The 20,325-nt window shown below is 47.8% G+C and carries 26 protein-coding genes and 1 tRNA gene; 5 read left to right on the top strand and 22 right to left on the bottom strand.

What is annotated here, in order from left to right; all coding sequences use genetic code 11:
* The 3 genes from H5U02_03930 to H5U02_03920 all read left to right on the top strand — a co-directional run.
* Nucleotides 1-502: SDR family oxidoreductase (locus H5U02_03930; GenBank protein ID MBC7341587.1), on the top strand; the 502-nt coding region annotated here is incomplete at its 5' end.
* 67 nt (nt 503-569) lie between these two features.
* A complete protein-coding gene (locus H5U02_03925; protein MBC7341586.1) occupies nt 570-956 on the top strand; it encodes a MaoC family dehydratase N-terminal domain-containing protein in 387 nt (128 codons plus the stop codon).
* 7 nt (nt 957-963) lie between these two features.
* Nucleotides 964-1,404, top strand: coding sequence for a MaoC family dehydratase N-terminal domain-containing protein (locus H5U02_03920; protein ID MBC7341585.1), 441 nt, complete (start codon nt 964-966; stop codon nt 1,402-1,404).
* A 345-nt stretch (nt 1,405-1,749) separates the two neighbouring features.
* Here H5U02_03920 and galU read toward each other — a convergent pair whose 3' ends face one another.
* From galU to H5U02_03875, 9 genes are all read right to left on the bottom strand, one after another.
* Nucleotides 1,750-2,685, bottom strand: coding sequence for a UTP--glucose-1-phosphate uridylyltransferase GalU (gene galU, locus H5U02_03915; GenBank protein ID MBC7341584.1), 936 nt, complete (start codon nt 2,683-2,685; stop codon nt 1,750-1,752).
* 34 nt (nt 2,686-2,719) lie between these two features.
* Nucleotides 2,720-3,058 (bottom strand): hypothetical protein, encoded by a 339-nt coding sequence (locus tag H5U02_03910; GenBank protein MBC7341583.1) that lies wholly within the window; start codon nt 3,056-3,058, stop codon nt 2,720-2,722.
* Nucleotides 3,059-3,140: 82 nt separating this feature from the next.
* Nucleotides 3,141-4,259, bottom strand: a complete 1,119-nt coding sequence (locus H5U02_03905; protein ID MBC7341582.1) for a hypothetical protein — start codon at nt 4,257-4,259, stop codon at nt 3,141-3,143.
* A 70-nt stretch (nt 4,260-4,329) separates the two neighbouring features.
* Nucleotides 4,330-4,881 (bottom strand): 2-oxoacid:acceptor oxidoreductase family protein, encoded by a 552-nt coding sequence (locus H5U02_03900; GenBank protein ID MBC7341581.1) that lies wholly within the window; start codon nt 4,879-4,881, stop codon nt 4,330-4,332.
* A 26-nt stretch (nt 4,882-4,907) separates the two neighbouring features.
* Nucleotides 4,908-5,723 (bottom strand): 2-oxoglutarate oxidoreductase, encoded by an 816-nt coding sequence (locus H5U02_03895; protein ID MBC7341580.1) that lies wholly within the window; start codon nt 5,721-5,723, stop codon nt 4,908-4,910.
* The gene (gene vorB, locus H5U02_03890) at nt 5,632-6,717 is read right to left on the bottom strand and encodes a 3-methyl-2-oxobutanoate dehydrogenase subunit VorB (GenBank protein MBC7341579.1); all 1,086 of its coding nucleotides are present in this window, start codon (nt 6,715-6,717) and stop codon (nt 5,632-5,634) included. Before vorB ends, H5U02_03895 begins: the two co-directional genes overlap by 92 nt.
* A gap of 3 nt (nt 6,718-6,720) precedes the next feature.
* Nucleotides 6,721-6,918, bottom strand: coding sequence for a 4Fe-4S binding protein (locus tag H5U02_03885; GenBank protein MBC7341578.1), 198 nt, complete (start codon nt 6,916-6,918; stop codon nt 6,721-6,723).
* Between the two features lie 116 nt (nt 6,919-7,034).
* Nucleotides 7,035-7,505, bottom strand: a complete 471-nt coding sequence (locus H5U02_03880) for a hypothetical protein (GenBank protein ID MBC7341577.1) — start codon at nt 7,503-7,505, stop codon at nt 7,035-7,037.
* Nucleotides 7,502-7,834, bottom strand: coding sequence for a YtrH family sporulation protein (locus tag H5U02_03875; protein ID MBC7341576.1), 333 nt, complete (start codon nt 7,832-7,834; stop codon nt 7,502-7,504). Before H5U02_03875 ends, H5U02_03880 begins: the two co-directional genes overlap by 4 nt.
* Before the next feature lie 95 nt (nt 7,835-7,929).
* Between H5U02_03875 and H5U02_03870 the strand changes: the two genes are divergently transcribed.
* The gene (locus H5U02_03870) at nt 7,930-8,340 is read left to right on the top strand and encodes a PaaI family thioesterase (GenBank protein MBC7341575.1); all 411 of its coding nucleotides are present in this window, start codon (nt 7,930-7,932) and stop codon (nt 8,338-8,340) included.
* 217 nt (nt 8,341-8,557) lie between these two features.
* Here H5U02_03870 and H5U02_03865 read toward each other — a convergent pair whose 3' ends face one another.
* The 6 genes from H5U02_03865 to H5U02_03840 all read right to left on the bottom strand — a co-directional run bounded on the left by H5U02_03865 (nt 8,558) and on the right by H5U02_03840 (nt 13,876).
* Nucleotides 8,558-9,319, bottom strand: a complete 762-nt coding sequence (locus tag H5U02_03865) for a glucose 1-dehydrogenase (protein MBC7341574.1) — start codon at nt 9,317-9,319, stop codon at nt 8,558-8,560.
* Nucleotides 9,320-9,336: 17 nt separating this feature from the next.
* On the bottom strand, nt 9,337-10,074 hold the full coding sequence (locus tag H5U02_03860) for a CDP-alcohol phosphatidyltransferase family protein (protein MBC7341573.1): 738 nt from the start codon (nt 10,072-10,074) through the stop codon (nt 9,337-9,339).
* Complete coding sequence (locus H5U02_03855) at nt 10,052-11,113, bottom strand: iron-containing alcohol dehydrogenase family protein (protein ID MBC7341572.1); 1,062 nt, start codon at nt 11,111-11,113, stop codon at nt 10,052-10,054. Before H5U02_03855 ends, H5U02_03860 begins: the two co-directional genes overlap by 23 nt.
* Nucleotides 11,110-11,826: a phosphocholine cytidylyltransferase family protein gene (locus H5U02_03850; GenBank protein ID MBC7341571.1), complete on the bottom strand. Its 717-nt coding sequence runs from the start codon at nt 11,824-11,826 to the stop codon at nt 11,110-11,112. Before H5U02_03850 ends, H5U02_03855 begins: the two co-directional genes overlap by 4 nt.
* Nucleotides 11,827-11,996: 170 nt before the next feature.
* Nucleotides 11,997-12,875, bottom strand: a complete 879-nt coding sequence (locus tag H5U02_03845; protein ID MBC7341570.1) for a hypothetical protein — start codon at nt 12,873-12,875, stop codon at nt 11,997-11,999.
* Between the two features lie 239 nt (nt 12,876-13,114).
* A complete protein-coding gene (locus H5U02_03840; protein MBC7341569.1) occupies nt 13,115-13,876 on the bottom strand; it encodes a sigma-70 family RNA polymerase sigma factor in 762 nt (253 codons plus the stop codon).
* A gap of 242 nt (nt 13,877-14,118) precedes the next feature.
* On the opposite strand from H5U02_03840, the gene H5U02_03835 reads away from it, so the two are divergent.
* Nucleotides 14,119-14,811 (top strand): Crp/Fnr family transcriptional regulator, encoded by a 693-nt coding sequence (locus H5U02_03835; protein ID MBC7341568.1) that lies wholly within the window; start codon nt 14,119-14,121, stop codon nt 14,809-14,811.
* Here H5U02_03835 and H5U02_03830 read toward each other — a convergent pair.
* The 7 genes from H5U02_03830 to H5U02_03800 form a co-directional block, all read right to left on the bottom strand.
* A complete protein-coding gene (locus H5U02_03830; protein MBC7341567.1) occupies nt 14,806-15,315 on the bottom strand; it encodes an HIT domain-containing protein in 510 nt (169 codons plus the stop codon). The genes H5U02_03835 and H5U02_03830 overlap by 6 nt on opposite strands.
* 53 nt (nt 15,316-15,368) lie before the next feature.
* On the bottom strand, nt 15,369-16,145 hold the full coding sequence (locus tag H5U02_03825; GenBank protein ID MBC7341566.1) for a hypothetical protein: 777 nt from the start codon (nt 16,143-16,145) through the stop codon (nt 15,369-15,371).
* A 134-nt stretch (nt 16,146-16,279) separates the two neighbouring features.
* Nucleotides 16,280-16,660: an S-adenosylmethionine decarboxylase proenzyme gene (locus tag H5U02_03820; GenBank protein MBC7341565.1), complete on the bottom strand. Its 381-nt coding sequence runs from the start codon at nt 16,658-16,660 to the stop codon at nt 16,280-16,282.
* Between the two features lie 156 nt (nt 16,661-16,816).
* A complete protein-coding gene (locus tag H5U02_03815) occupies nt 16,817-17,851 on the bottom strand; it encodes a DUF1646 family protein (protein ID MBC7341564.1) in 1,035 nt (344 codons plus the stop codon).
* A 171-nt stretch (nt 17,852-18,022) separates the two neighbouring features.
* Nucleotides 18,023-18,099: transfer RNA gene (locus H5U02_03810), tRNA-Pro, on the bottom strand.
* 62 nt (nt 18,100-18,161) lie between these two features.
* Complete coding sequence (locus tag H5U02_03805; protein ID MBC7341563.1) at nt 18,162-19,376, bottom strand: aspartate kinase; 1,215 nt, start codon at nt 19,374-19,376, stop codon at nt 18,162-18,164.
* The gene (locus tag H5U02_03800; protein ID MBC7341562.1) at nt 19,376-20,314 is read right to left on the bottom strand and encodes a homoserine kinase; all 939 of its coding nucleotides are present in this window, start codon (nt 20,312-20,314) and stop codon (nt 19,376-19,378) included. Before H5U02_03800 ends, H5U02_03805 begins: the two co-directional genes overlap by 1 nt.
* Between the last annotated feature and the right edge of the window lie 11 nt (nt 20,315-20,325).

Raw genomic sequence — 20,325 nt, 5'->3', positions numbered from 1 at the left:
CATTTTAGTTAACAATGCTGCCACTCTTGATCATATTGCTACCATTGAAAAGCAAAACGATGAGCTCTGGGAGAGGGATTTACGAGTCAATCTGTCTGGGACTTACAACTGCTGCAAAGCAGCATGGCCTTACATGAAGAGCCAAGGGTGGGGGCGAATCATAAATATGGCTTCGGTCGCTGGGACTTTGGGAGGATATGGTCAGGCAAGCTATGCTGCCACCAAGATGGGGATCATTGGGCTGACAAGGACCTTAGCCTTAGAAGGGGCTCGGCACGGTATTACTTGTAATGCCATCGTCCCGGGAATAATCGCTACTGAAGCCTGGAAATCCGGCAATCCAGAAATGAACGAGCGAATGGTTAGGCGAACCGCTTTCCGCCGCCCCGGAGATCCTGAAGATGTGGCCAACGCTATTGTCTTTCTTGCCTCCGACAAAGCCAAATACATTACCGGCATAGCCCTAAACGTTTCAGGCGGCCTCGAGCTATTCACCTTCTAACCAGGTCACAAGCCAACACCAATATGCTATTATTTAAGTAAAAGCTATTAATTCAGGAGAGTTCAATGTGCTTGATCGTTTCCGCGCCGGGACCGAATTTGGGCCCAGAACATTTAAAGTAGAGGCATCTGCAATAAGCAAATTTGTTTCGGCCATAGGAGACACCAATCCAGTTTACTTTTCTAACGGCTTTGCTCCACCTACTTTTCCTGCTGTCTTTTTTGATCTACCTTTAACGTACCAAGGCCAGGTCCTTCATGGCGAGCAGGAATTTACTTACGTACGGCCAATTAAAGTGGGAGACGAGATTACTTGTACCACTGTTGTTAAAGGCCTGAGGAAATTTACAGCCCCGGAGCCAGCCCAGTTAGTTATTCTGGAAACAGCTGGAAGGGACCGAAGCGGAAAGCTTGTATATACCGCCAAAACTACTCTGATACTCAAGGTGGGTTAGGGATAACTTGAAGGCTGTAAGATTCGACAGCGTTCATGTAGGGGACCGGCTAGGCCCGCTTACAAAGCTAGTAACAGACGCGCAAATACGTGCTTATGCCGAAGCCTCTGGGGATGCAAATCCTATCCACTTGGATGCTAGTGCAGCTCGGGCCCGCGGCTTACAGGGCACTGTTGCGCACGGAATGCTAGGGATGGCTTTCCTGGGACAAGTATTGACCAACTGGGTAGGCTGTAATGGTTTCGTTGCTTCTTTCAAAGCTAAGTTCTTAGCGATGGTATATCCAGGGGATATCATCAGTTGCTACGGCGAGGTACAAGGGAAAGACGAGGGCTCTCGTTCGGCAGACATCGACTTATGGGCCGAAAACCAACAAGGAACCAAAGTGATCCGGGGTAGGGCCACGGTCCATTTCCAAGCCCTGAACAGAACTCGAGGGGACGTATGACACCGAATGTGCATCCCTCAAGGCCAAGATTGAAGGGATATTAGCTTTACCTTTGAAAGTCTGTAGTTTCGATGCTTCTGATCCATGTATAGTCACCATGGAGTCAACCAGGTGGGCTGGTGGCCGGTTTGTCTTAACGTTAAGCATAAAGGGCAGCACCGTCAAGATTGTGCTGCTTTACCTTCCTGTGTACTACCGTGGTAAAGGCTATGCAAAAAGAATAATCCAGCTCTTGATCGATTGGGAATCAGATCACCAGTTCTCCCAAATTCTGTTATCATCCATTCTCCTACCACTTGAAAGCCCCATGAGGTTGGGGACTGCCCACTGCCAGTAGGCAGTGGGTTAACTGGTCGATAAATCATCTTGGCCTTGGGTTTTTGATGTTGCTGCTACCTCCACCTGAAAATCCCTGCCAGTAGCAAATAATTGGGTGAGGTAGCGGCGAAATGCCCCACCTAGGTCTGGCCTTGCCAAGGCTACTTCTACAGTAGCTTGTAAGAATCCTAATTTCTCCCCAACATCGTAACGGGTTGCCTCAAGAGTGCATGCATATACTTTTGAAGTCTTGCGAAGCCGATCCAACGCATCGGTCAGCTGGATCTCCCCATTGGCGCCCGGTTCTATGCGCGCTAAGATATCAAAGATCGCCGGATCAAGTATGTACCGGCCCACAATGGCCAAATTCGATGGAGCTTGCTCTGGCCTAGGCTTTTCTATTAGGCCGGTAACCTCGTACACGCTCTCGCCTATGCGTCTTCCGTCGATAATACCATAGCGGCTAACATCGGAAGCGGGAACTTCTCGTACTGCTATTACGGAACCCCCGAATTGCTCATAGTGATTCATTACCTGCTTAAGCGCAGGTATCTGACCAAAGAACAGTTCATCGCCTAGCAACACGGCAAATGGCTCATCGCCGATGTGCTGGCGCGCTTGTAAAACAGCATGACCAAGGCCCAACGGTTCCTTTTGACGGATGAAATGGATGTTGGCCATATTGGACAAGTCCCTTACTCCGTTGAGCTCCTCGTTTTTACCGTTTTTGCGCAAGAAGTACTCAAGCTCGAAAGATCGATCGAAGTGGTCTTCGATGGCTCGCTTGCCACGCCCAGTAACGATGAGCAGATCCTCAATTCCCGAGTTTATTACTTCTTCGACCACGTATTGAATTATTGGGGTATCGACGATCGGCAACATTTCCTTGGGTTGGGCCTTGGTTGCAGGAAGGAAGCGCGTCCCCAGCCCGGCCGCCGGTATGACTGCTTTTCTTACTGCCAAGCTTGTACCCCTCCTTGCTCTATAATAAAACGGCCTAGCGGCCGTTTACACTGCTTATCCTCTTTGAGGTGGTTGGTTGGCTGACTTCTCGTAGTTTCTTTTCCCAATACCCAAGTTTGCTTCTCATATTTTCCAACCAACGCCGGTCTCGTTCTAAATTGTAGCCCTCTTCTGCCCTTAATTCTGCCTTGGTCAGGTACTCTCGGTATGCGGATAGTCCTCGGTTGTACAAGTCTAAGGCAAACTTTGCACGGTCCTGCTCATGGGTCCATGGGGCTTCTCTCCATTCGCGAATTGCTGCTTTTAAGAGATCAAAGAATTCATCGCCTTCGGTGAACAGGTTAATCGTGACGGTACCGTCACACTCCCTCACCAAACTTCCCCCTCTCGGTTATTTTCACCTCGACCGTCCACTGCTTGAGGACTACCTATCTAGCTAGATGTTACCATAGTAGCTAGTTCTCATCAACCACAATTGTTTGGATATCGTTAAGGATACCCTCTTCAAACTTCTTAACTTGAGCAAAGTCCATACTATCCTTGTAGTACTGTTCGAGTTCATCATGATGCTCCTTAGCTTTGCGTATTAGTTCTATCCCTCTTTCTATACAGGTTCTCATTAGGTCGTGAGCGCGCACGTATTCTAACGGCAGTCTTTGAGAATTAATTTTTAGCAGTGAGTCTAGGTCCACCTCAATAAGTGTCGAATTCCCGGGCGGTTGGAAGTCCAGGTACCAATCAGCAGAAAGTATAGCCATGCCGGTAGGTTGAATAATCAGGTGTTCAATGTCGTCAGGTCTCAGACCACAATGGAATATTTCAGTGTAATACCCATGGGCAAGGCTATAATGACTCAACACCTTTAGTACCAAGGTGCGTGCTGACCGCAAACATCCTCTGATTACGATAAGCTGCTCAATCCCTTCCGTAAGAGAGCCCAAAGTATTGACTATCCCGTTGGGAGTAATGGCACTAGCGAACAAGTGCCTTCCTGTTGGCCAGTCCGGGTCTCTTGCCTCCCGGGATAGACTTGTATCTAAGAGTTGGTTACCTAGCTTTCTTGCTTCGATATAGACTGACTGCTCCCAGTCGGGTTGTATGCTCTTAACCCAATCTTCTCTTTCCTCAAGTAGGCTATTGGCAGCTTGAAAATATCGGTAAGCTTGCATGAACAGGTAACTGATTTGATTAAACAGCTTGATAATGGGTTGGCGATGGTGTCGCAAGTAGCTACTATCCCAGAGATTCCCCAGGTTGATAATTTCTTCGACTGCCCCGGGCCATTTAGGATCAACTGTGTGCGGGCTAGTGCCATCCACAACACTAACCTTAAGGCTGGGCAGCGCAACTGCATCTAAAGAACTATTGTCAGAGGAACACAAATGCAGCTCCAGCGGCAACCCTTTTTCGTAAAGGGCCATACCTATCTTCCGAATTAAGGTTGATTTGCCAATGCCAGGTCCGCCTTTTATGATATAAATGCGGTTAGGCCTAAGAGGAGCAATGAAGTCATAAAATGAATGGAAACCCTTGGCTGTATTACCTCCAGGAAACATTTTTCTAATAGGCTGCATGCTCTCAACCTTCCCTTCATAGCGAAAAGTCGGTTAGCTACAGCCTATAGATATGCATCACCGAGAAAGATTAGGCATTATGTTCGATGTATTCCTTTCCTGCTAGTAGGGCTTTTTGGTTAACGCTAGCAATTTCCTCTCCTTGGCCGAAGATGTCCTTTAATGCTAATTCAACTGCTGTAAAGCTAACAACAGGTTGAAGGGCTAGGTATGCGCCTAGAAAAATCATATTTATATACCGTGTCAACGACAACCTCTCTCCCAAATCGCCTGCCGGGATTGTAACCGTCCGAATGTCTTTACCAAGCCGGACTAGGTGGGAATATTTGTTATCGCAGAGCACCAAACCAGTTGTTTCTACCAACGACCCCAAATTGCTGGCTTGAGGAGCCAAAGCTATGAAACTACCGAAGCTGTCAACGACTGGACAGAGGACGGGCGTATCAGAGATCACTACTGTACAAGTAGTAACCCCACCGCGCATCTCGGCTCCATAGGATGGAACCCAGCTAACCCACCGTCCCTCCAGGGCCGCAGCTTGTGCTATGGTATGTCCTAAGGATAAGACTCCCTGCCCGCCCACGCCAGCTATCAATATCCGCTCATTCAAATGCATTCCCATACGGCCTCTCCTTCTTATCCGTTCCCTTACCTTTCCAAGCTTTTCATAATACCTAGGGGAAAAGACTTTATCATGACATTTTCTATCCATTTCATGGCCTCCGAAGGGGAGAGATGCCAGTTAGTGGGGCATGGGGACAGAACCTCGACCAAACCAAGTCCCAGCCTATTCATCTGAGCCTGAAATGCCATCCTGATAGCTTTTTTAGTCCTGGCAACATTAACAGGGTTATGAACTGAAGTTCGAGCTACAAATGCGCTCCCATCAATCATACTAACCAGCTCAGCCACCTTAATCGGAAAACCGTCTCGATCGGGTAAACGGCCATCAGGTGTGGTCGAGGTCGCTTGCCCGATAAGAGTAGTTGGGGCCATTTGCCCCCCTGTCATACCGTAAACAGCATTGTTCACATAGATCACAGTTATTTTCTCCCCGCGGGCTGTAGCATGAAACATTTCCCCGATTCCGATGGCCCCTAGGTCTCCATCTCCCTGGTAAGTAAAAACAATCTGTTTAGGAAGGACCCTTTTAATTCCTGTGGCCACTGCAGGTGCACGTCCATGGGCAGCCTGCTGCATATCCAAATCGAAATATGATAGAGTATGCACAGAGCAACCAACTGAAGCAACACCAATGGTTTGGCCCTGAATCCCTAATTCATCAATAACTTCGGCTACTAAGCGGTGAATAATCCCGTGGCCACAGCCGGGGCAGTAATGAAAGGAAATATCGACTAGGCTTCTTGGACGGTTAGTTGTAGGCGACAGCACCTTGCGATCCTCCCGATAGGATGTATCCCAAGATCTCCATTGGGGTAAAAACCATTCCCCCGCAACGGCCATAAAAATCAACTGCCTTACTGCTACCAAGTGCGTACCGTACATCGTATACCATTTGGCCAGTATTGAGCTCTAACACCAAGATTCTTTTTGCATGTTTTACTGCTTCCTGCAATTGTCTGGCTGGAAACGGCCAGAGCGTCTGTGGTCGAAAAAGGCCGATTTTTAGCCCCCTCTCACTGCCTAGGGCTATTGCAGCAGTCGCTATTCTAGCAGCTATACCAAAGGCAACCACTACGATCTCGGCTTCCGAGATTCCGTAGCATTCGGCTCTTGCTTCACAGTCTTCGATGGCCAAATACTTGTTTAGTAGCTTCTGGTTATGGGCTTCTAATTCTTCGGGAGGAAGATGAAGCGAGCTTATAATGTTTTTGGGGCGTCGCCCCATCGTACCTGTGGTCGCCCATGGCTTGTCAAAAGGAGTTTGATTCAATCTGCTAATTTCCAGTACTTCCACAGTCTCCATCATTTGTGCTAGGATACCATCGGCTAGTATCATGACCGGATTCCGATACTTATCTGCTAATTCGAAAGCCAAGATCGTAAAGTCAAAGTTCTCCTGTACCGACCACGGCGCCAGGGTAATAAGGCGGTAGTCACCGTGACCACCTCCCTTAGTAGCTTGCCAGTAATCAGATTGGGAGGGCCGGGTATTCCCCAAACCAGGCCCACCCCGCATGATATTGATGATAACCGCTGGAAGCTCAGCACCAGCAAGATAGGATAATCCTTCCGACATTAAGCTAATCCCCGGGCCGCTAGATGCTGTTAGAACCCTGGCCCCAGCACCAGCTGCTCCATAAACCATATTAATAGCTGCAGTCTCGCTCTCAGACTGCAAGTATATGCCGCCAACCTGGGGGAGCCTTGTGGCTAGGTAGTGGGTTAGCTCGCTCTGAGGTGTAATCGGATATCCGCAAAATAGTTGACATCCCGCCGTAACAGCGCCTTCGCCGAAAGCATCTGTACCTTTAAGCAATCTTCGTTTCGCCGTCATAGGTTACTCTCCTAATTGATACAGAATAGCTAAGTCAGGACACATTCGAATACATACACCGCAGCCATTGCATTTACCATTTCCGTTAATCACTGGGATGGGATTGCCGAAAACACCGGTCCGCATAGATAGGTCAATTGCTGAACGTGAACAGAAAAACGCGCATAGACCACATCCTTTGCACCTAGTCTCATCCAACATTATCGCTATGGGTTTAGTCAACGCTGCCCTCTCCCAACTTTAGATGACAAGCTGTATCATAACCAATTTTACACACAAGTGGTAACAGTTGCAATTAACAATCTCTTAAGTCTCTTTTAAGAATCCATGGCTATCGCCAAAGGCTTGGCTTCGACGTATACTACTAATCTCTCACTCAGAATCAAAGTTTTAATGAGCAACTCATAATTTTGTTTGTTTACTTGAACCCTTCGCTGGTCCAGTATCTGCATGACCAGGGTGGGGTCTAAGCTTTTAACTTCTTTGCCCAGCAATGGGCTTAGTATTTCTGCAATTTGCCTCTCTACGGCGAGGCATATGGATTGGGCTTCAGCACTATTAAATGCTCTTTTCAATGAAACATGGGGTTCAACGGAAGTGACCCGTAAGTAACATTGCTTACTGATCTGGGCTTCCAGCAAACGCAACCGTTCGGTTCTGGACCGGAGCTCGTCCAGCAATCTAGAGTTCTCAATCCATAAAACATCGACCTGACCACCCACGCGGATGGCAGTCACTGCCATGCCTATTATGGCTCCAAGAATCAGCATGGCGATTTGTTTCCTCACGCTTGCGGTGGTCCTCCTGCAAGCATTTTGATTAGCCAAACCCCAAGTTGAGCCCCTAGGAAGCTTGCCAGCATGATCAATAGCTGCTTGGCTAACCCAAAGAATTGCCCTTGAAAGATGCCGCTTTCGAGTATCTCTATGGTACTAAACGTGCCGCCAATGGCCGCCGCAATGGCCCAGACTTTGATCTCCTGGGCTACTACTGCCATCACCAATAAAGGCGGACGCCCCACTAGAAGTGCCGCCAACATACCTGCCATGGACGCTCCTACCACTACTCCTGAAGCAACACAAGCAACTAAGATTAACCGTTGCCAAAACGTTTCCACGAAGGTATCATCCCCTTTGTGGAAGGAAATTGCCAGTGACATTATATGTCTGAAAATAACTTTCCAAACCTTCAAGGGATGGGAGGTTTCCGCTAATGATTAGTGATCAGGTGGCAAGGCATATCGGGGATTTGAGTCCCTATTGGGGGTTGCTGGGGATGGAACCTCTGGAAGCCCACGGGGGGCAAGCCAGAGTCAGACTGCCTTTTCGAAAAGAAATAACTCAGCTATATGGTACTGTACATGGGGGAGCATTGGCGTCTTTAGCGGATTCTACGGTAGCTCTAGCCATCAAGAGTATTGCACCAGACAGTGAAATCCATTCAACGGTTGAAATGAAAATAAACTTCCTGGCTCCAGCTCGAGACAGTGACATAATCTGCGAAGCTAGGCTGCTTAAGAAAGGCAAACGAATCATGGTCGGCTGGGCTGAATTGAAGGACAAGAATAACCGCTTAGTTGCTACAGCCACTGCGACCTACATAGTTAATAGCTTTTCCCCTTAAAAGGTTTCAAGGGGAGCAAGGTACAAGCATTGGGGACATCTTGCCACTAAGAGCAGCCAGTCGCTATCACAAAACCAGTCGATTTCGCCTGGAAGTCCTTGCCACCCACACACTGGGCATCGCATGAAGCCTGACATTCAATCACCCTTGACCTCACTAATCTTGCACTCCATACTTACTGCCCACAGTATATGCGTGTGGGTGGCACATGGTTAGCCTACACGGCCGTCCAACCTCCATCCACCGGCAACACGGCTCCAGTGATATAGTTGGCTGCGTCAGACGCGAGAAAAACGACACTTCGAGCAATCTCCTTGACATCAGCTAAACGCCTCAGGGGGATTTTCCGAATAATATGGTCTAAAACCTTTTGATTTTCTAGCTCAGCCTCGTTCATAGCAGTCCTGGCATAGCCAGGGGCTACAGCATTTACCTGGATACCATAGCGGGCCCACTCAGCTGCCAAGGCCCTAGTCAACTGGATCACTCCACCTTTACTGGCACAGTAAGGAATAACTTGAGGTTCACCTACTAGCCCTAAGACTGAAGCAATATTGATTATCTTTCCTTTTCCTCGTTTGATCATTTCCGGAGCAACCGCTTGGCTCATGAAGAAAGTGGCTTTTAAGTTAAGATCTACCACCTTGTCCCATTCTGTTTCCGTCAGTTCCAGCGCACTCTTGGTAATAGCAGTACCTGCGTTATTTACAAGAATATCAATGTGCCCGTATTCCCGAACCACCTTTGTAACTATATCCTTTAGTAGGCTTATCACAGATATATCAGCACCGATTACCATCGCCTTTTGCCCAAACCCTTGGATAGTCTCAGCCACTTCTTGGCATAGTTTATCGTTTCGAGCGATTAGTACGAGATTGGCTCCCGCTTCGGCTAAGGCAATGGCTGTAGCCCTGCCTATGCCACGACTTGCACCTGTAACTATAGCTGTTCTTCCGGCTAGGCTGTAATCGACCTGCACCTTACTTCCTCCTGTGCTCAAAATTCTTTTTGCAGCGCAATGGAAAGAATGGCGAATATGACTGCTACCACACCTAAAATAACACAAGCCACCAATCCTTCCAAGACATAACCGCTTAATGGCCCCAGAAATAGCGCTGCCGTAGCCATCTCAACAAAGCTCACCGGTGAGTACGATAGCCTGTGGCGATCCAAGAAGCTAAGTACCTTGGCCCACCCTGTCAGGTAAGTACTGGTTGGACCCACCTGGTTATTTCCCCCTTCGGCCATAAGCGGCATTCGAAAGACCTGCACCCTGATGTGGAACTGAAAGAAAAATAGGAATAGTATCCAAAACCCAATCACATAGGTGTCCATCCGGCCAAGCCCTACTTGCCGATACCCAAAAGCCAGCGCCCATAGGTTCAGCGAAAATATGAATACGTCACCAACAGCATCAAGGACACCACCCAACTTGGATCCGCGATGAGTTAGGCGGGCTAATTTACCATCAATACAATCAAGTAGGAAGCATAGCTCATATAAGACAGCCCCCATGGCGAGACGGAAGTAAGTGCCATCATAACTGTAAAAATACCAAGCCGAAGTTAGACCTGCACCAATGGAAAGCAAAGTAATTGTAGTAGGATGGATGTTAGTATAACTGGCAACCCAAGCGGCTAGGGGGATAGCGATACGGTCCACAACTAGTACCGTCCACCAAGAATCTCGTTGCTTGGACGCGCGACGAACTTCACTGGCAGTATACTTTTTCATAGACTTTCAACCACTCTCTTTTGTCCTTGTGTAAGTCCAAAATAGTAAATCGCCCGGGCCGAGTGTGGGGCGCATCTATTATTGCTTGAAAAAATTGTTCTTGGGTTATACCCAGTTCCTCTGGGGTTGTGGCCATCCCCAGGTCTTTGAAAACCTTACGCAACGTTTGCCAATCATTGCCCCGTAGGCAATTAACCCAAAGAGTCGCAATTGCTACTTGCACCCCATGCGGGAAAGGCTTAGGCAGCAACTGGTCAAGAGCGTGGCTAATTAGGTGCTCAGCTCCACTACAGGGCCTGCTTGTGCCCGCGATGGCCATAGCTAATCCACTGGCAATCAAGCCCTCGGCCAACGCAGTTATAAACTCAGCACTTCCTCGTTGACCCCCATCACGCACTTCCGTTAAATATAGAAACCTCTCAGAAGCACTACGAGCTAGCATATCCGCAAAGGTATCAACCTTGTCTCTACCATGCCTAGCCGCCAGGCGCCAATCCTCGCTAGCTGATAGATTTGACAAAAGATCCCCCACCCCAGCTGATGTTAGCCTAACCGGTGCCCGGCTAACTATTTCAGTATCTACGATTATACCTAAAGGAATCCGGCTGCCAATACTCTGCACACCTTGGGGGAATTTGATGACCGAAATTGGAGAAGCAATGCCATCATTGGAGAGGGCAGTTGGTAAAGCTAAAAAAGGGATCCTCTTTTCGTAAGCAGCAAGCTTTCCCGTGTCCAAAACCTTGCCCCCGCCAACCCCTACCAAGAGATCTGAGCCGAGGTCAGTAATTCTTTTCTTTATTGAGTTTACTGTTTCTATCGAGTTATCTTCTACGGACAGTAAGCCGACTACGCACGCATTGGCCTTAGTTAGGCTTTCTAGCACAAGCTGAGCAACCGCGCTGGTACTCCCTGGGCCCGAGATTATAAGCACACGGTGGAAAACAAAGTGCTCCTCGGTAATGATGGAGCCAACCTGTTCAAGGAGTCCTTGTCCTACCCGGAAAAATACAGGCAAATCTATAACACGTGTGATCATAGTTCCATCGCCACAGGTACCCACATTGACTTGGCCCGCTCGAGATCGTTGGCATCGTCGATCTCAATCCAGGGCCAACCTTGGGTGTAAGTGGCGTATACCGGGATGCGGCGGCACAAGCGGTCAAAGGCGGCTTCATACCATTCCCCAGTTAGCCCGTGGCAAACCATGTCGTCAATTTCCTTAAACAGTAACGCCGAAGACCAGGCATCAAAGCGAGCAATGCCTATATATTCTCCCTGGGCATTGGTTAGGTGCTTACCAAACCCCAGTACCTGGTCTCCTACTACCCGAACCCTCATTTCTTCTCCGACCAAAGGTTTAGATTTGTCTATCACTACCGTCGGTAATGAATTGGCTTTAAAAACCAGCTCTATTATGCGATGATGTGCTAGAGTATCCGAATTGAAAAGTATAAAATCCTGGTTGGTTATTTGCTTTCGTGCAGCATACAACGAAACAATGTTGTTAGAAGTAGCGTAGTCTGGGTTAAATATTAGTACGACTTCGGAAGGCAAAGTCGACTGTAAAGCTTCAATCTGGTGGCCACCTACCACTATAATGTCACGAGCTGGTATTCCAAGGCGGTTCAGCGAACTCAGTTGCCAGTCTAAGATCGGACGTCCAGCAACTGGAAGAAGAGCTTTGGGCAAGGTGGCAGTCAAGCTACCCAAACGTTTTCCTAATCCAGCGGCCAATATAACGACTTTCACTCCAACTTCCCATCCCCACGTTTTGTTGGTTGAAGGTAAAAATAACGTTAGATTTACCTTGATTAAGGTTCGGTTTTCTTATTCTAATTCCTTCTCCGGAAAGGGCAAAGAAAATAAAAAGCCCGGTATACTCCCCAGGCTACACACTGACATGTTCTTTCGTAAATGCCTTATTTCTTTTGGGTTGAAGCCCTTGCGTTTTCTTTCCTTTCTTGGTTACTTTTCTTTTTATTGGCTGTACTATCACGATCTTCCAAGGCTCTTTCCTCGTTTTGGCCCTGATCGTTCCCGTGGAAAAGGGTATCAAGGTGTTTCTTTGGCTCCGGAGACTGAATTCTCTCTTTTTGAGGTTCCGGCACTCTCTCATCTGTTTCCTTGGGCGCCAGCTGGACTAGTAACTGCTCCCACTCCTCTCCGCTTCTTGCCTCCATCATCCTCACCGTTTGCCCAATCTGAGCTCCCGCTTCTTGGGCAATTTTTTCAATAGGTTTGGTAGCTGACTTATTGACACGAACAGCTTTCCCTTCTGCCTCCAGCTGTAGGATAAAAGCTACCCGGCCAGGAGAGGAACGCAGCTCATTGGCTTTATCCCGAAGTTTTGGGCCAGCCTTGCTGCCTAGATATACCACTCCTACTTCCGCTTGCAAACCTAGACGGATAGTGGTAGCTCGTACGGCCTCCTTTAACATGAGGACTTTAGGGTCCAGCAATTTGAGAACACTTGCGTCTTGCGAGCAGGGAGAAACAGTTACTAAGACTAAACCTTTCCGGGTCCGTGGTAAATACCCTTTAGCTGCAGCTTGCTCAAGTACTTTAGTAGTAACGGCTACCAAATCCTGGTCACGGTATTCTATGCTCTCAAGAAGCAAAGACCCGTCTCGGTCCAACCCCCTAGCGCTTTGGACTCGGCCAGCAACGTCTATACCAAACTCCAAACTAGGATTTATATCAACCGTAGCATAGGCAATTACTGTGGCAACAGGATTGATGCTTGGAACCTGGGTTAAGGGGCCGTGTCTCAACCAGCTTGTAGCTAAAACCACAAGCAAACAAGCTGCTCCGAGAGAACATACCAGCCACCTTCGTCGATGTAGTCGTTGCCGCCACAGGTGACCGGAAGGTTCATTTGTTGCTTCAAAATCGCCTTCAGTTCCTATTGGGCATGGACCAACAACTTTAACCCGCCGAAAACTTCCGTCTGGGCAGAGAATTACTCCTGTGTTGCCCTTACGTTCCAAGAGTATACCCCGTTCCTGGTCGCTCCTGCTATGATCTTCCCTCACTACCATCACCACCGGGCATACGCTTTCAGCCGGATGTAATCGCCGGCTAGAATGAGTGCTACTGCCAGGATATAGGCGCGATGTCTTTCTAAGGTCTTTCTAATTCGAAAGCTAGAAAGACTGCTGTGGTTCTGATCCCTCAACAGATCTTCAGCAATTTCCTTAAGGGGCAATTTTTTACGAGTCCTTATGTATTTGAGAAGCTGGGCATTTTTACTAATGCAGGTAGCTGCTTTAACAGCTAATTTCTTTGTCTCCTCCTGCCGCGGGGATGAATCTGCCACATCGGCAAAGGTTATACCCAAATCCCTCATTTCCTGGCTTAAACAGGCAATTTCTTCCCGTATCTCAAATGCCTCTAGCTCCTTTTCGTATGCACTTATACCTCTTGAATTGGCAAATGAACTCCCTTCACCCGCTTGCTCCCGAATCTGGGTACAGGAGAGGCTATCGAGGTGACTACACGGTACCTCCGCCACGAACTTAGCCTGTCTGCGAAGATAATCATAGACGCGTCTCCTAATCACGGTACGAGCAAAGGGTAGGAACCTGCCTTTGCCGGCATGATAGGCCTTTATAGCCTCAGAAAAAGCCAGTATCCCAGCGCTAGCCTCATCGTCCTTCACGGAGATCTGGCGGTTGACTACATCGGCAACCGCCGCGAGAATAAATGGCAAGTACCTTCGCAACAGTTCTTCGTAGGCTCCTTGGTCACCATTCTGGGCTCGCCTAAGGAAAGCTGCGAGAGGCCAGCTCTGATCCTCCAAAGCAAACCACCCTTTAATATCTCAAGCTAGCATTTTAGAGTTTAATTCTCTTCTACCTAGCTTTCACCTCTTTTCTTCCTCCATCCTTTATCAAGCCATAAGGTATTTCCTTTTCACTTAGACTGACACCTCACAACAGATATTCGTAAAGGGACAAACCATTTTTGGTAATTTATCCTTAAGAGTTGGAAATGGTATCATCATATTGCGACAAAAAATGCTAAAACGAGGTGCCCCAACCGATGGCAGAAAACCTGCATTATCTGGAAAACTTACCTATTTTTTCTGGGCTAAGCCAAAAAGATTTGGAGCTAATAGAGCACATCATAATTAACCGCAAGTACACAAAACACCACATTATCTTCCTAGAGGGGGAACCTGGCGACGGGTTATATTTTGTAAAATCTGGGCGGGTCAAAGTATATAAAAGTACCGAAGATGGCCGTGAGCGAATATTGCATTTCCTCCGCGAAGGAGATATTTTTGCCGAAGTACTGCTGTTTGACAAAGGGCCATTCCCGGCTACTGCTGAAGCCATGGAAGATTGCGAGATTGGAGTCATTCCCTCTGCTGATATGAGCCATCTTTTGATTCAACATCCGCAAATTGCACTCAAAATGTTGAAGATGATGTCTGCTCGATTGCGCATGGCCCAAGTGGAACTGAGTACTTTTGCTTACCGGGATACGTACAGCCGAATGGCTGCCCTTTTGCTGCAGTTAGCGAATGATTTGGGAACCAAAACCGACGAAGGCACCGTAATTAATCTTGCCGTCACCCAAAGAGAGCTAGCTAGCCGTATTGGGGTGTCAAGGGAAACTGTGACGAGAATCCTTACTGAATTTAAAAGGGAGGGCATCCTCACCTTTAACAGGCAAAAAATTGTCTTGTCTGATCTGACGAAGCTCCGCCAAAAATCAAAAACTGGTTCATAGGTCGGCACGAATCTCTTGGCGATGGTGATCAATGTAATTGCGCAGCTTGCTCCAGGTGTCAAGTAGGCCTTCGGAAATCACTTTGGTATCCGCGGTTACAGGCATAAAATTAGTATCTCCTTGCCACCTCGGAACTATATGAACATGCAGATGGCCCGGCAAGCCTGCTCCCGCGGGGGCGCCAAGGTTGAGGCCAATATTAAAGGCTTGGGGTTTTAAGACTTCTTTTAACACCACGACCATTCTTTGTACTTGCTGACCTAGGTCAAGCAATTCTTCATTGGTAAGTTGCTCAAAATCCTTTACGTGCCGATAAGGCGCAATAAGTAAGTGACCGCTGTTGTAGGGAAAACGGTTTAAAATGACAAAGGTCCTTAGGGACCGCCATAAAATAAGCGCTTCCATATCGCTGCTAGACTGCGGTTCGGTACATAAGAAACAGTCAGTCGAGTCCCCGGCGCTTTCTACATATTGTGATCGCCACGGTGCCCATAACCTTTCCACTTTAGCACCCTTCCCTCTATAATTCCTAACCAGTCACCGCCATTATCCCTAAATCAACCTACCATATACCTCTTATTTACGGAAAACTCATTTGCTATCCATTGGGCCAATGCAATCAAGTTCTGGCGTGCTTCAATGCATTCCCGTACCGAGGTAGGAGTTAACCCTTGGACCGCCATCCCTGCTCTTTCAAGCCGCTCACATACCTCAGGCGGGAGATTTTCCTTGCCGCTTTTGCGCCATGCCCATGCGTAGCCAAGATTTTCCCCATAAGACTTGAGTCTCTTGACATCCTCTTGGGAAGTAAGCCCAAGTCCAGCAGCAATACCACAAGCCATACCGGCAATAAGGCTTTCTTGCTGAGCATCTCTAAGGTTCAAAGGTAACCTTTCTTCTATTTGTCTTATGGACAGCTTGCTTAAGTCTTGGATTAGTCCGGCAAGCGGCTCCAAAAGGTCAATATTTCCAGAGGAGCAGAGGATCTGGTTAAAACAGCTATATAGATAATCTCCGACTAATACTGAGCGCCCTGGCTCTTCGGGTAAATCACGGTGTAGTCTGTTGGCCAGTACGATCAGTTGGGTAGCTGCTGCCAATTCCAAGACTTTGGCCCCAAAAGTACCAACGGATTTAGCTGACAGCAATACCAGCATAGGGTAAAAAACTCGATCAAATTTATCCCATTCTATAGAAATAAAACCGCCGACATGGCCCGATTTTAAGCGAAAGCACTTATCTAATTTTTGGTTTATGAGGGCAAGCTCTCTTTCCAGCCCGGCAACAGGCAGACTGACCACCCAACGACTCCTTTCTCTTTTGCCTCTGTTCATAGATATTCTCTTTGCCGGTCCGAATTCCTGTTGTCGGCCTAACAAAAGCCATGAGCCCTATCTCTCTGCCAGGAGAAACAGGGCTCACGACCAGGACCCACTTCTTCGTGTCGCAGGTAAAATAAATATCCCCCCTACTGGTTCACCGCTACCTGCTCCAACGAGTCGCGTATAATGCCACGCTTTATCTCAGTTGCATGAACATGCTCTGCCTCGAACTTCGACAGTAGGTAATTGCACGCATCCCATGGATTAACCTTATCGCCACAAGTAAAAACATCTACTGCAGCATACCCTAATTCTGGCCATGTGTGAATTGCTAAGTGCGATTCTGATATTACTACCACACCGCTCACGCCCTGGGGGCTGAATTCATGGAATACAACTTCGCGAATTTCGGCGCCAGCTGCTAATGCTGCGTTGACCATTGCTTGTTCAACCTTTTTTACGTCGTTTAGTGCGTCAAAGCTGCATCCATAAATCTCCGCCAAAATATGTCTTCCCAACGCGCGCAATTATCATTCCCCCTTTTTAAAGCGTGTATAGCCTCACCGGCCTGCAGACCAAATCTCATTTTAAACACGGTCCATCCCTTTGTCAACATAAACTCGCGAGCCTTAAAGAAGCTCGCGAGTTCAGCCGTACTTTCAACCTTAGTGTCTAACAGGAGACTATGCTCTATGAACCAAAAGGAAGATCACGCAGTAATAAAGAATGAGCGTAATCAGGCCAATGGGCACGCCGAGTCGGGCCCAATCCCGGCTAGTAATCTTTAGTTTGCCAGCGGAAATAATATTGGGGATGTTGCCTGGTATTAGCATACCGCCACTAATCAATAAGCCCACGAGAATAGCTTCTACCTGCATACTAGTCATTGCAGGACTGATTTCGGCTGCCGCCAAGGTAGCGTTATCGAGAATGGCAGAAATCATGTTGATCCAGTAGAGAATACGGCTATCCAGGTGAATCACATAGGCATCAATTAACGGTTTAAAGCCTGCCCCCAATAATTCCAGGGCCATCACAAACACAAACACTTTAATTGCTCTTATTATAACCCCGCTATAGGTTTCTTCTTCCTGTTCCTCGGTTAGCGAAACTGCTCCTGTCCCATGGCCGCCCACAAGATAAGCTCCCACAACTCCAAAAACGATTACACCGGGAATAATGAACTCGCCTACTTCCCGCATCAGTAACCAGAAATCGCCGTGGAGCTTGGAGACAACAATGGTAGATAGGGGCTCACCCACAGGCGTCAGCGCAGCGCCAAGGCCAATGGCGAAACAGGCAATCACATCTAGGCTAATTTTGCTGCGCCTATCCAGAGGAAGATTATTAATAATCTCCACGAGGACCAGCGATGCTATAATGGCGGTAATTATGCTGGAAAAAAGCCCGAGTATCACCACTAATAAAAAAACAAAAACCCTAAGGGGTATCACCTTAAGGACGGAAGTAATTATACTTTTAATGCGCTTTTGAAAAGCCTTAAATAGTAGACCAGCGATAAGCACAGCACCGGTGATCATATACATCAAGTGGTTTTGCAGAATTTCGGCTGCTAAATGAGTACTTAGTACGCCCGATACTATGGTAGCAGCTATACCCATTAAGAAAAGAAATGGCTCGAGGTTATGCTCTACTTGCTTAACCACAAAAGGCAAGACTAGTACCAAGACTAAAATCACAGATAATCCAATTATCACTAGTTCATAACCTCCCTATGTATTATTGACCATGATGAACCTACCCTCGTTTTTTCCTAGATCGGCAATCCCCCTTTTTCAGCGTACAAAATGTTATGACCCTTTAATACCTCAACGTTGAGTTTTCTATCCATAAGCAAAAAGCCGCATCAGCGGCTTTCTTTATATATATGGTCGGAGCGGGGAGATTTGAACTCCCGACCCCCACCACCCCAAGGTGGTGCGCTACCAAGCTGCGCTACGCCCCGACACCGCCATTATATATTGCCAGTACTTACGAGTCAAGGACTTTGCCAGGCGTCAGCGCAGACTAACCAGCTAGCCCAAATTTCTCATGCAAAGCCTGCACTGCTAGCTCTGCGTCCTGGAGTTTTACCACACAAGACACCTTGATTTCAGAAGTGCTTATCATTTGGATGTTAATGTTTTTTTCCGCCAAAGCTTCAAACATTTTGGCTGCAACACCAGGGTTGGTGATCATACCAGCACCAACAATGCTTACCTTGGCCACCTGATCATCGTATGTGAATCCAGACGCCCCCAGTTCTTTAGTTACTACTTCCAACACCTTGAGGGCTTGCTTGAGATCATCCTTGCAAATTGTAAAGGAGATGTCATTATAATCATCTCTCATGGTGCTTTGAATAATCATATCCACGTTTATGCCGGCATTAGCTAAAGCCGAGAAAAGCTTATAAGCTATACCTGGGCGGTCAGGAACATCAAAAATGGCGAGCTCCGCAATATTCATATCTTGGGCGATTCCAGTTACCACATTGTCTCTTTCCATGTCCGGATTCTCCTCTATCCAGGTTCCAGTATTGTCGTTAAAGCTAGACCGAACACACAGCCGTACTTGGTGCAGCTTGGCCAGCTCTACCGAGCGAGGTTGCAATACTACAGCGCCAAGGCTAGCCAACTCCAACATTTCATCATAAGATACTTTGTTTAGCTTTCGCGCCGATGGTACCAAGCGTGGATCGGCGGTAAACACCCCTTCAACATCGGTATAGATCTCGCAGACATCAGCTTTGAGCGCTGCAGCAATAGCTACAGCAGTTGCATCTGACCCACCTCTACCTAAAGTAGTAATCTCGTTCTCATCTGTTACCCCTTGAAACCCAGCTACAATTACAATCTTATTCTGCTTCAGCTCTTCCAGTAAGCGCGAGCAAGCGACTTCAAGAATCTTCGCCTTGGTATGCATATCATCGGTCCGAATGCCCACCTGGGCACCTGTCAGAGATATGGCCGGATATCCCATGGAGTGAATCGTCATGGCCAATAAAGCAATTGATACTTGCTCCCCTGTGGCCAAGAGCATGTCCATTTCCCGTGGCGGTGGGTCAGACGCGACTTCTTGGGCCAAGGCTATTAGTTCGTCAGTAGTATCTCCCCGAGCAGATACCACAGCGACTACCTGGTGTCCCATTTTGTAGTAGTTGATGATGCGATGGGCTACGTGCCTCAACCGATCGCTATTGGCAACCGAACTGCCACCATACTTTTGAACAACGATGCCCATTAATCCTCCACCCTCTTTACAATTGCACCTACGTTGCTAGGAAGAAGCTCAATAATCTTGCTACCAATGCCATGCCTGGCAAAGGCTGCCTGCATTGCCCTCCCAATTTGCGCACTGATCTCGCCCTGGAAATAATCCGCAGGAACTAACGCTACTACCGAAGGGCCAGCGCCACTGAGAACCGCCCCCAAGGCCTTGTGCTCACTTGCAGCCTTGAAAACTTCGAACAAGCCTGGGATGATTGTTCCGCGGTAACGTTGGTGTAGCTGGTCCTTTAAGCCCTTAGCTACCAATTCCAAGTCATCGTTAACGAAACCGAGGATCAGTAAACCAAGCCAGCCAAGATTAGACACAACGTCATCCCGAGGCCATGCCTCTGGAATTACTGCTCTTGCCTTATTCGTCTGTAGTTCAAACTCGGGCACAGCAAATATCAGGCTCACAGGTGGAGCGCTTACTTTTCGGTATGTCAACGAACCAATCTCGTTTGACCACGATTGACGAGCTATTATTATTACTCCACCATATAGGCAAGGAAGCACATTATCTGGATGCCCCTCCATCGCAGTAGCGAGATGTGCTATCTTTTCATGAGATAATTTCTTCCCTGCTAAGAAATTTGCCCCTACCATCCCTCCTACGATGGCAGCCGCACTGGAGCCCATACCCCTGGCCATTGGTATCCGGTTTTTTTGCGATATCCGTAACCCAAACCCGTGTAAGCCGCATTCCCTAAACACTGCTGCTGCTGCTTGGTAAACTAAATTGCTCTGGTCTCTCGGTATATCCTCCTCGCCTTCTCCCTCAACCTCAATCTCCACTGATTTATCGGTGAGCTCCATTTCCAGCTCATTGTATAGATTTACTGCCATGCCCAGACAATCGAAGCCGGGGCCTAGGTTAGCAGTAGTTGCTGGCGTCCATACCCTAATGGCCAAATTAGTTCCTC

The organism is Clostridia bacterium (genome assembly GCA_014360065.1).
In the GTDB taxonomy this organism is placed as follows: Bacteria; Bacillota; DSM-521; order Neomoorellales; family JACIYF01; genus JACIYF01.
This window is presented reverse-complemented; position numbering and strand designations above follow the sequence as displayed.

Bases quoted from the DNA above. Each gene is read 5' to 3' on its own strand.
- H5U02_03905 (MBC7341582.1), bottom strand. From the start codon at position 4,259: ATGCAGCCTATTAGAAAAATGTTTCCTGGAGGTAATACAGCCAAGGGT.
- H5U02_03900 (MBC7341581.1), bottom strand. From the start codon at position 4,881: ATGGGAATGCATTTGAATGAGCGGATATTGATAGCTGGCGTGGGCGGG.
- H5U02_03895 (MBC7341580.1), bottom strand. From the start codon at position 5,723: ATGGCCGTTGCGGGGGAATGGTTTTTACCCCAATGGAGATCTTGGGAT.
- vorB (MBC7341579.1), bottom strand. From the start codon at position 6,717: ATGACGGCGAAACGAAGATTGCTTAAAGGTACAGATGCTTTCGGCGAA.
- H5U02_03885 (MBC7341578.1), bottom strand. From the start codon at position 6,918: ATGTTGGATGAGACTAGGTGCAAAGGATGTGGTCTATGCGCGTTTTTC.
- H5U02_03870 (MBC7341575.1), top strand. From the start codon at position 7,930: ATGATTAGTGATCAGGTGGCAAGGCATATCGGGGATTTGAGTCCCTAT.
- H5U02_03860 (MBC7341573.1), bottom strand. From the start codon at position 10,074: ATGAAAAAGTATACTGCCAGTGAAGTTCGTCGCGCGTCCAAGCAACGA.
- H5U02_03855 (MBC7341572.1), bottom strand. From the start codon at position 11,113: ATGATCACACGTGTTATAGATTTGCCTGTATTTTTCCGGGTAGGACAA.
- H5U02_03835 (MBC7341568.1), top strand. From the start codon at position 14,119: ATGGCAGAAAACCTGCATTATCTGGAAAACTTACCTATTTTTTCTGGG.
- H5U02_03825 (MBC7341566.1), bottom strand. From the start codon at position 16,145: ATGAACAGAGGCAAAAGAGAAAGGAGTCGTTGGGTGGTCAGTCTGCCT.
- H5U02_03805 (MBC7341563.1), bottom strand. From the start codon at position 19,376: ATGGGCATCGTTGTTCAAAAGTATGGTGGCAGTTCGGTTGCCAATAGC.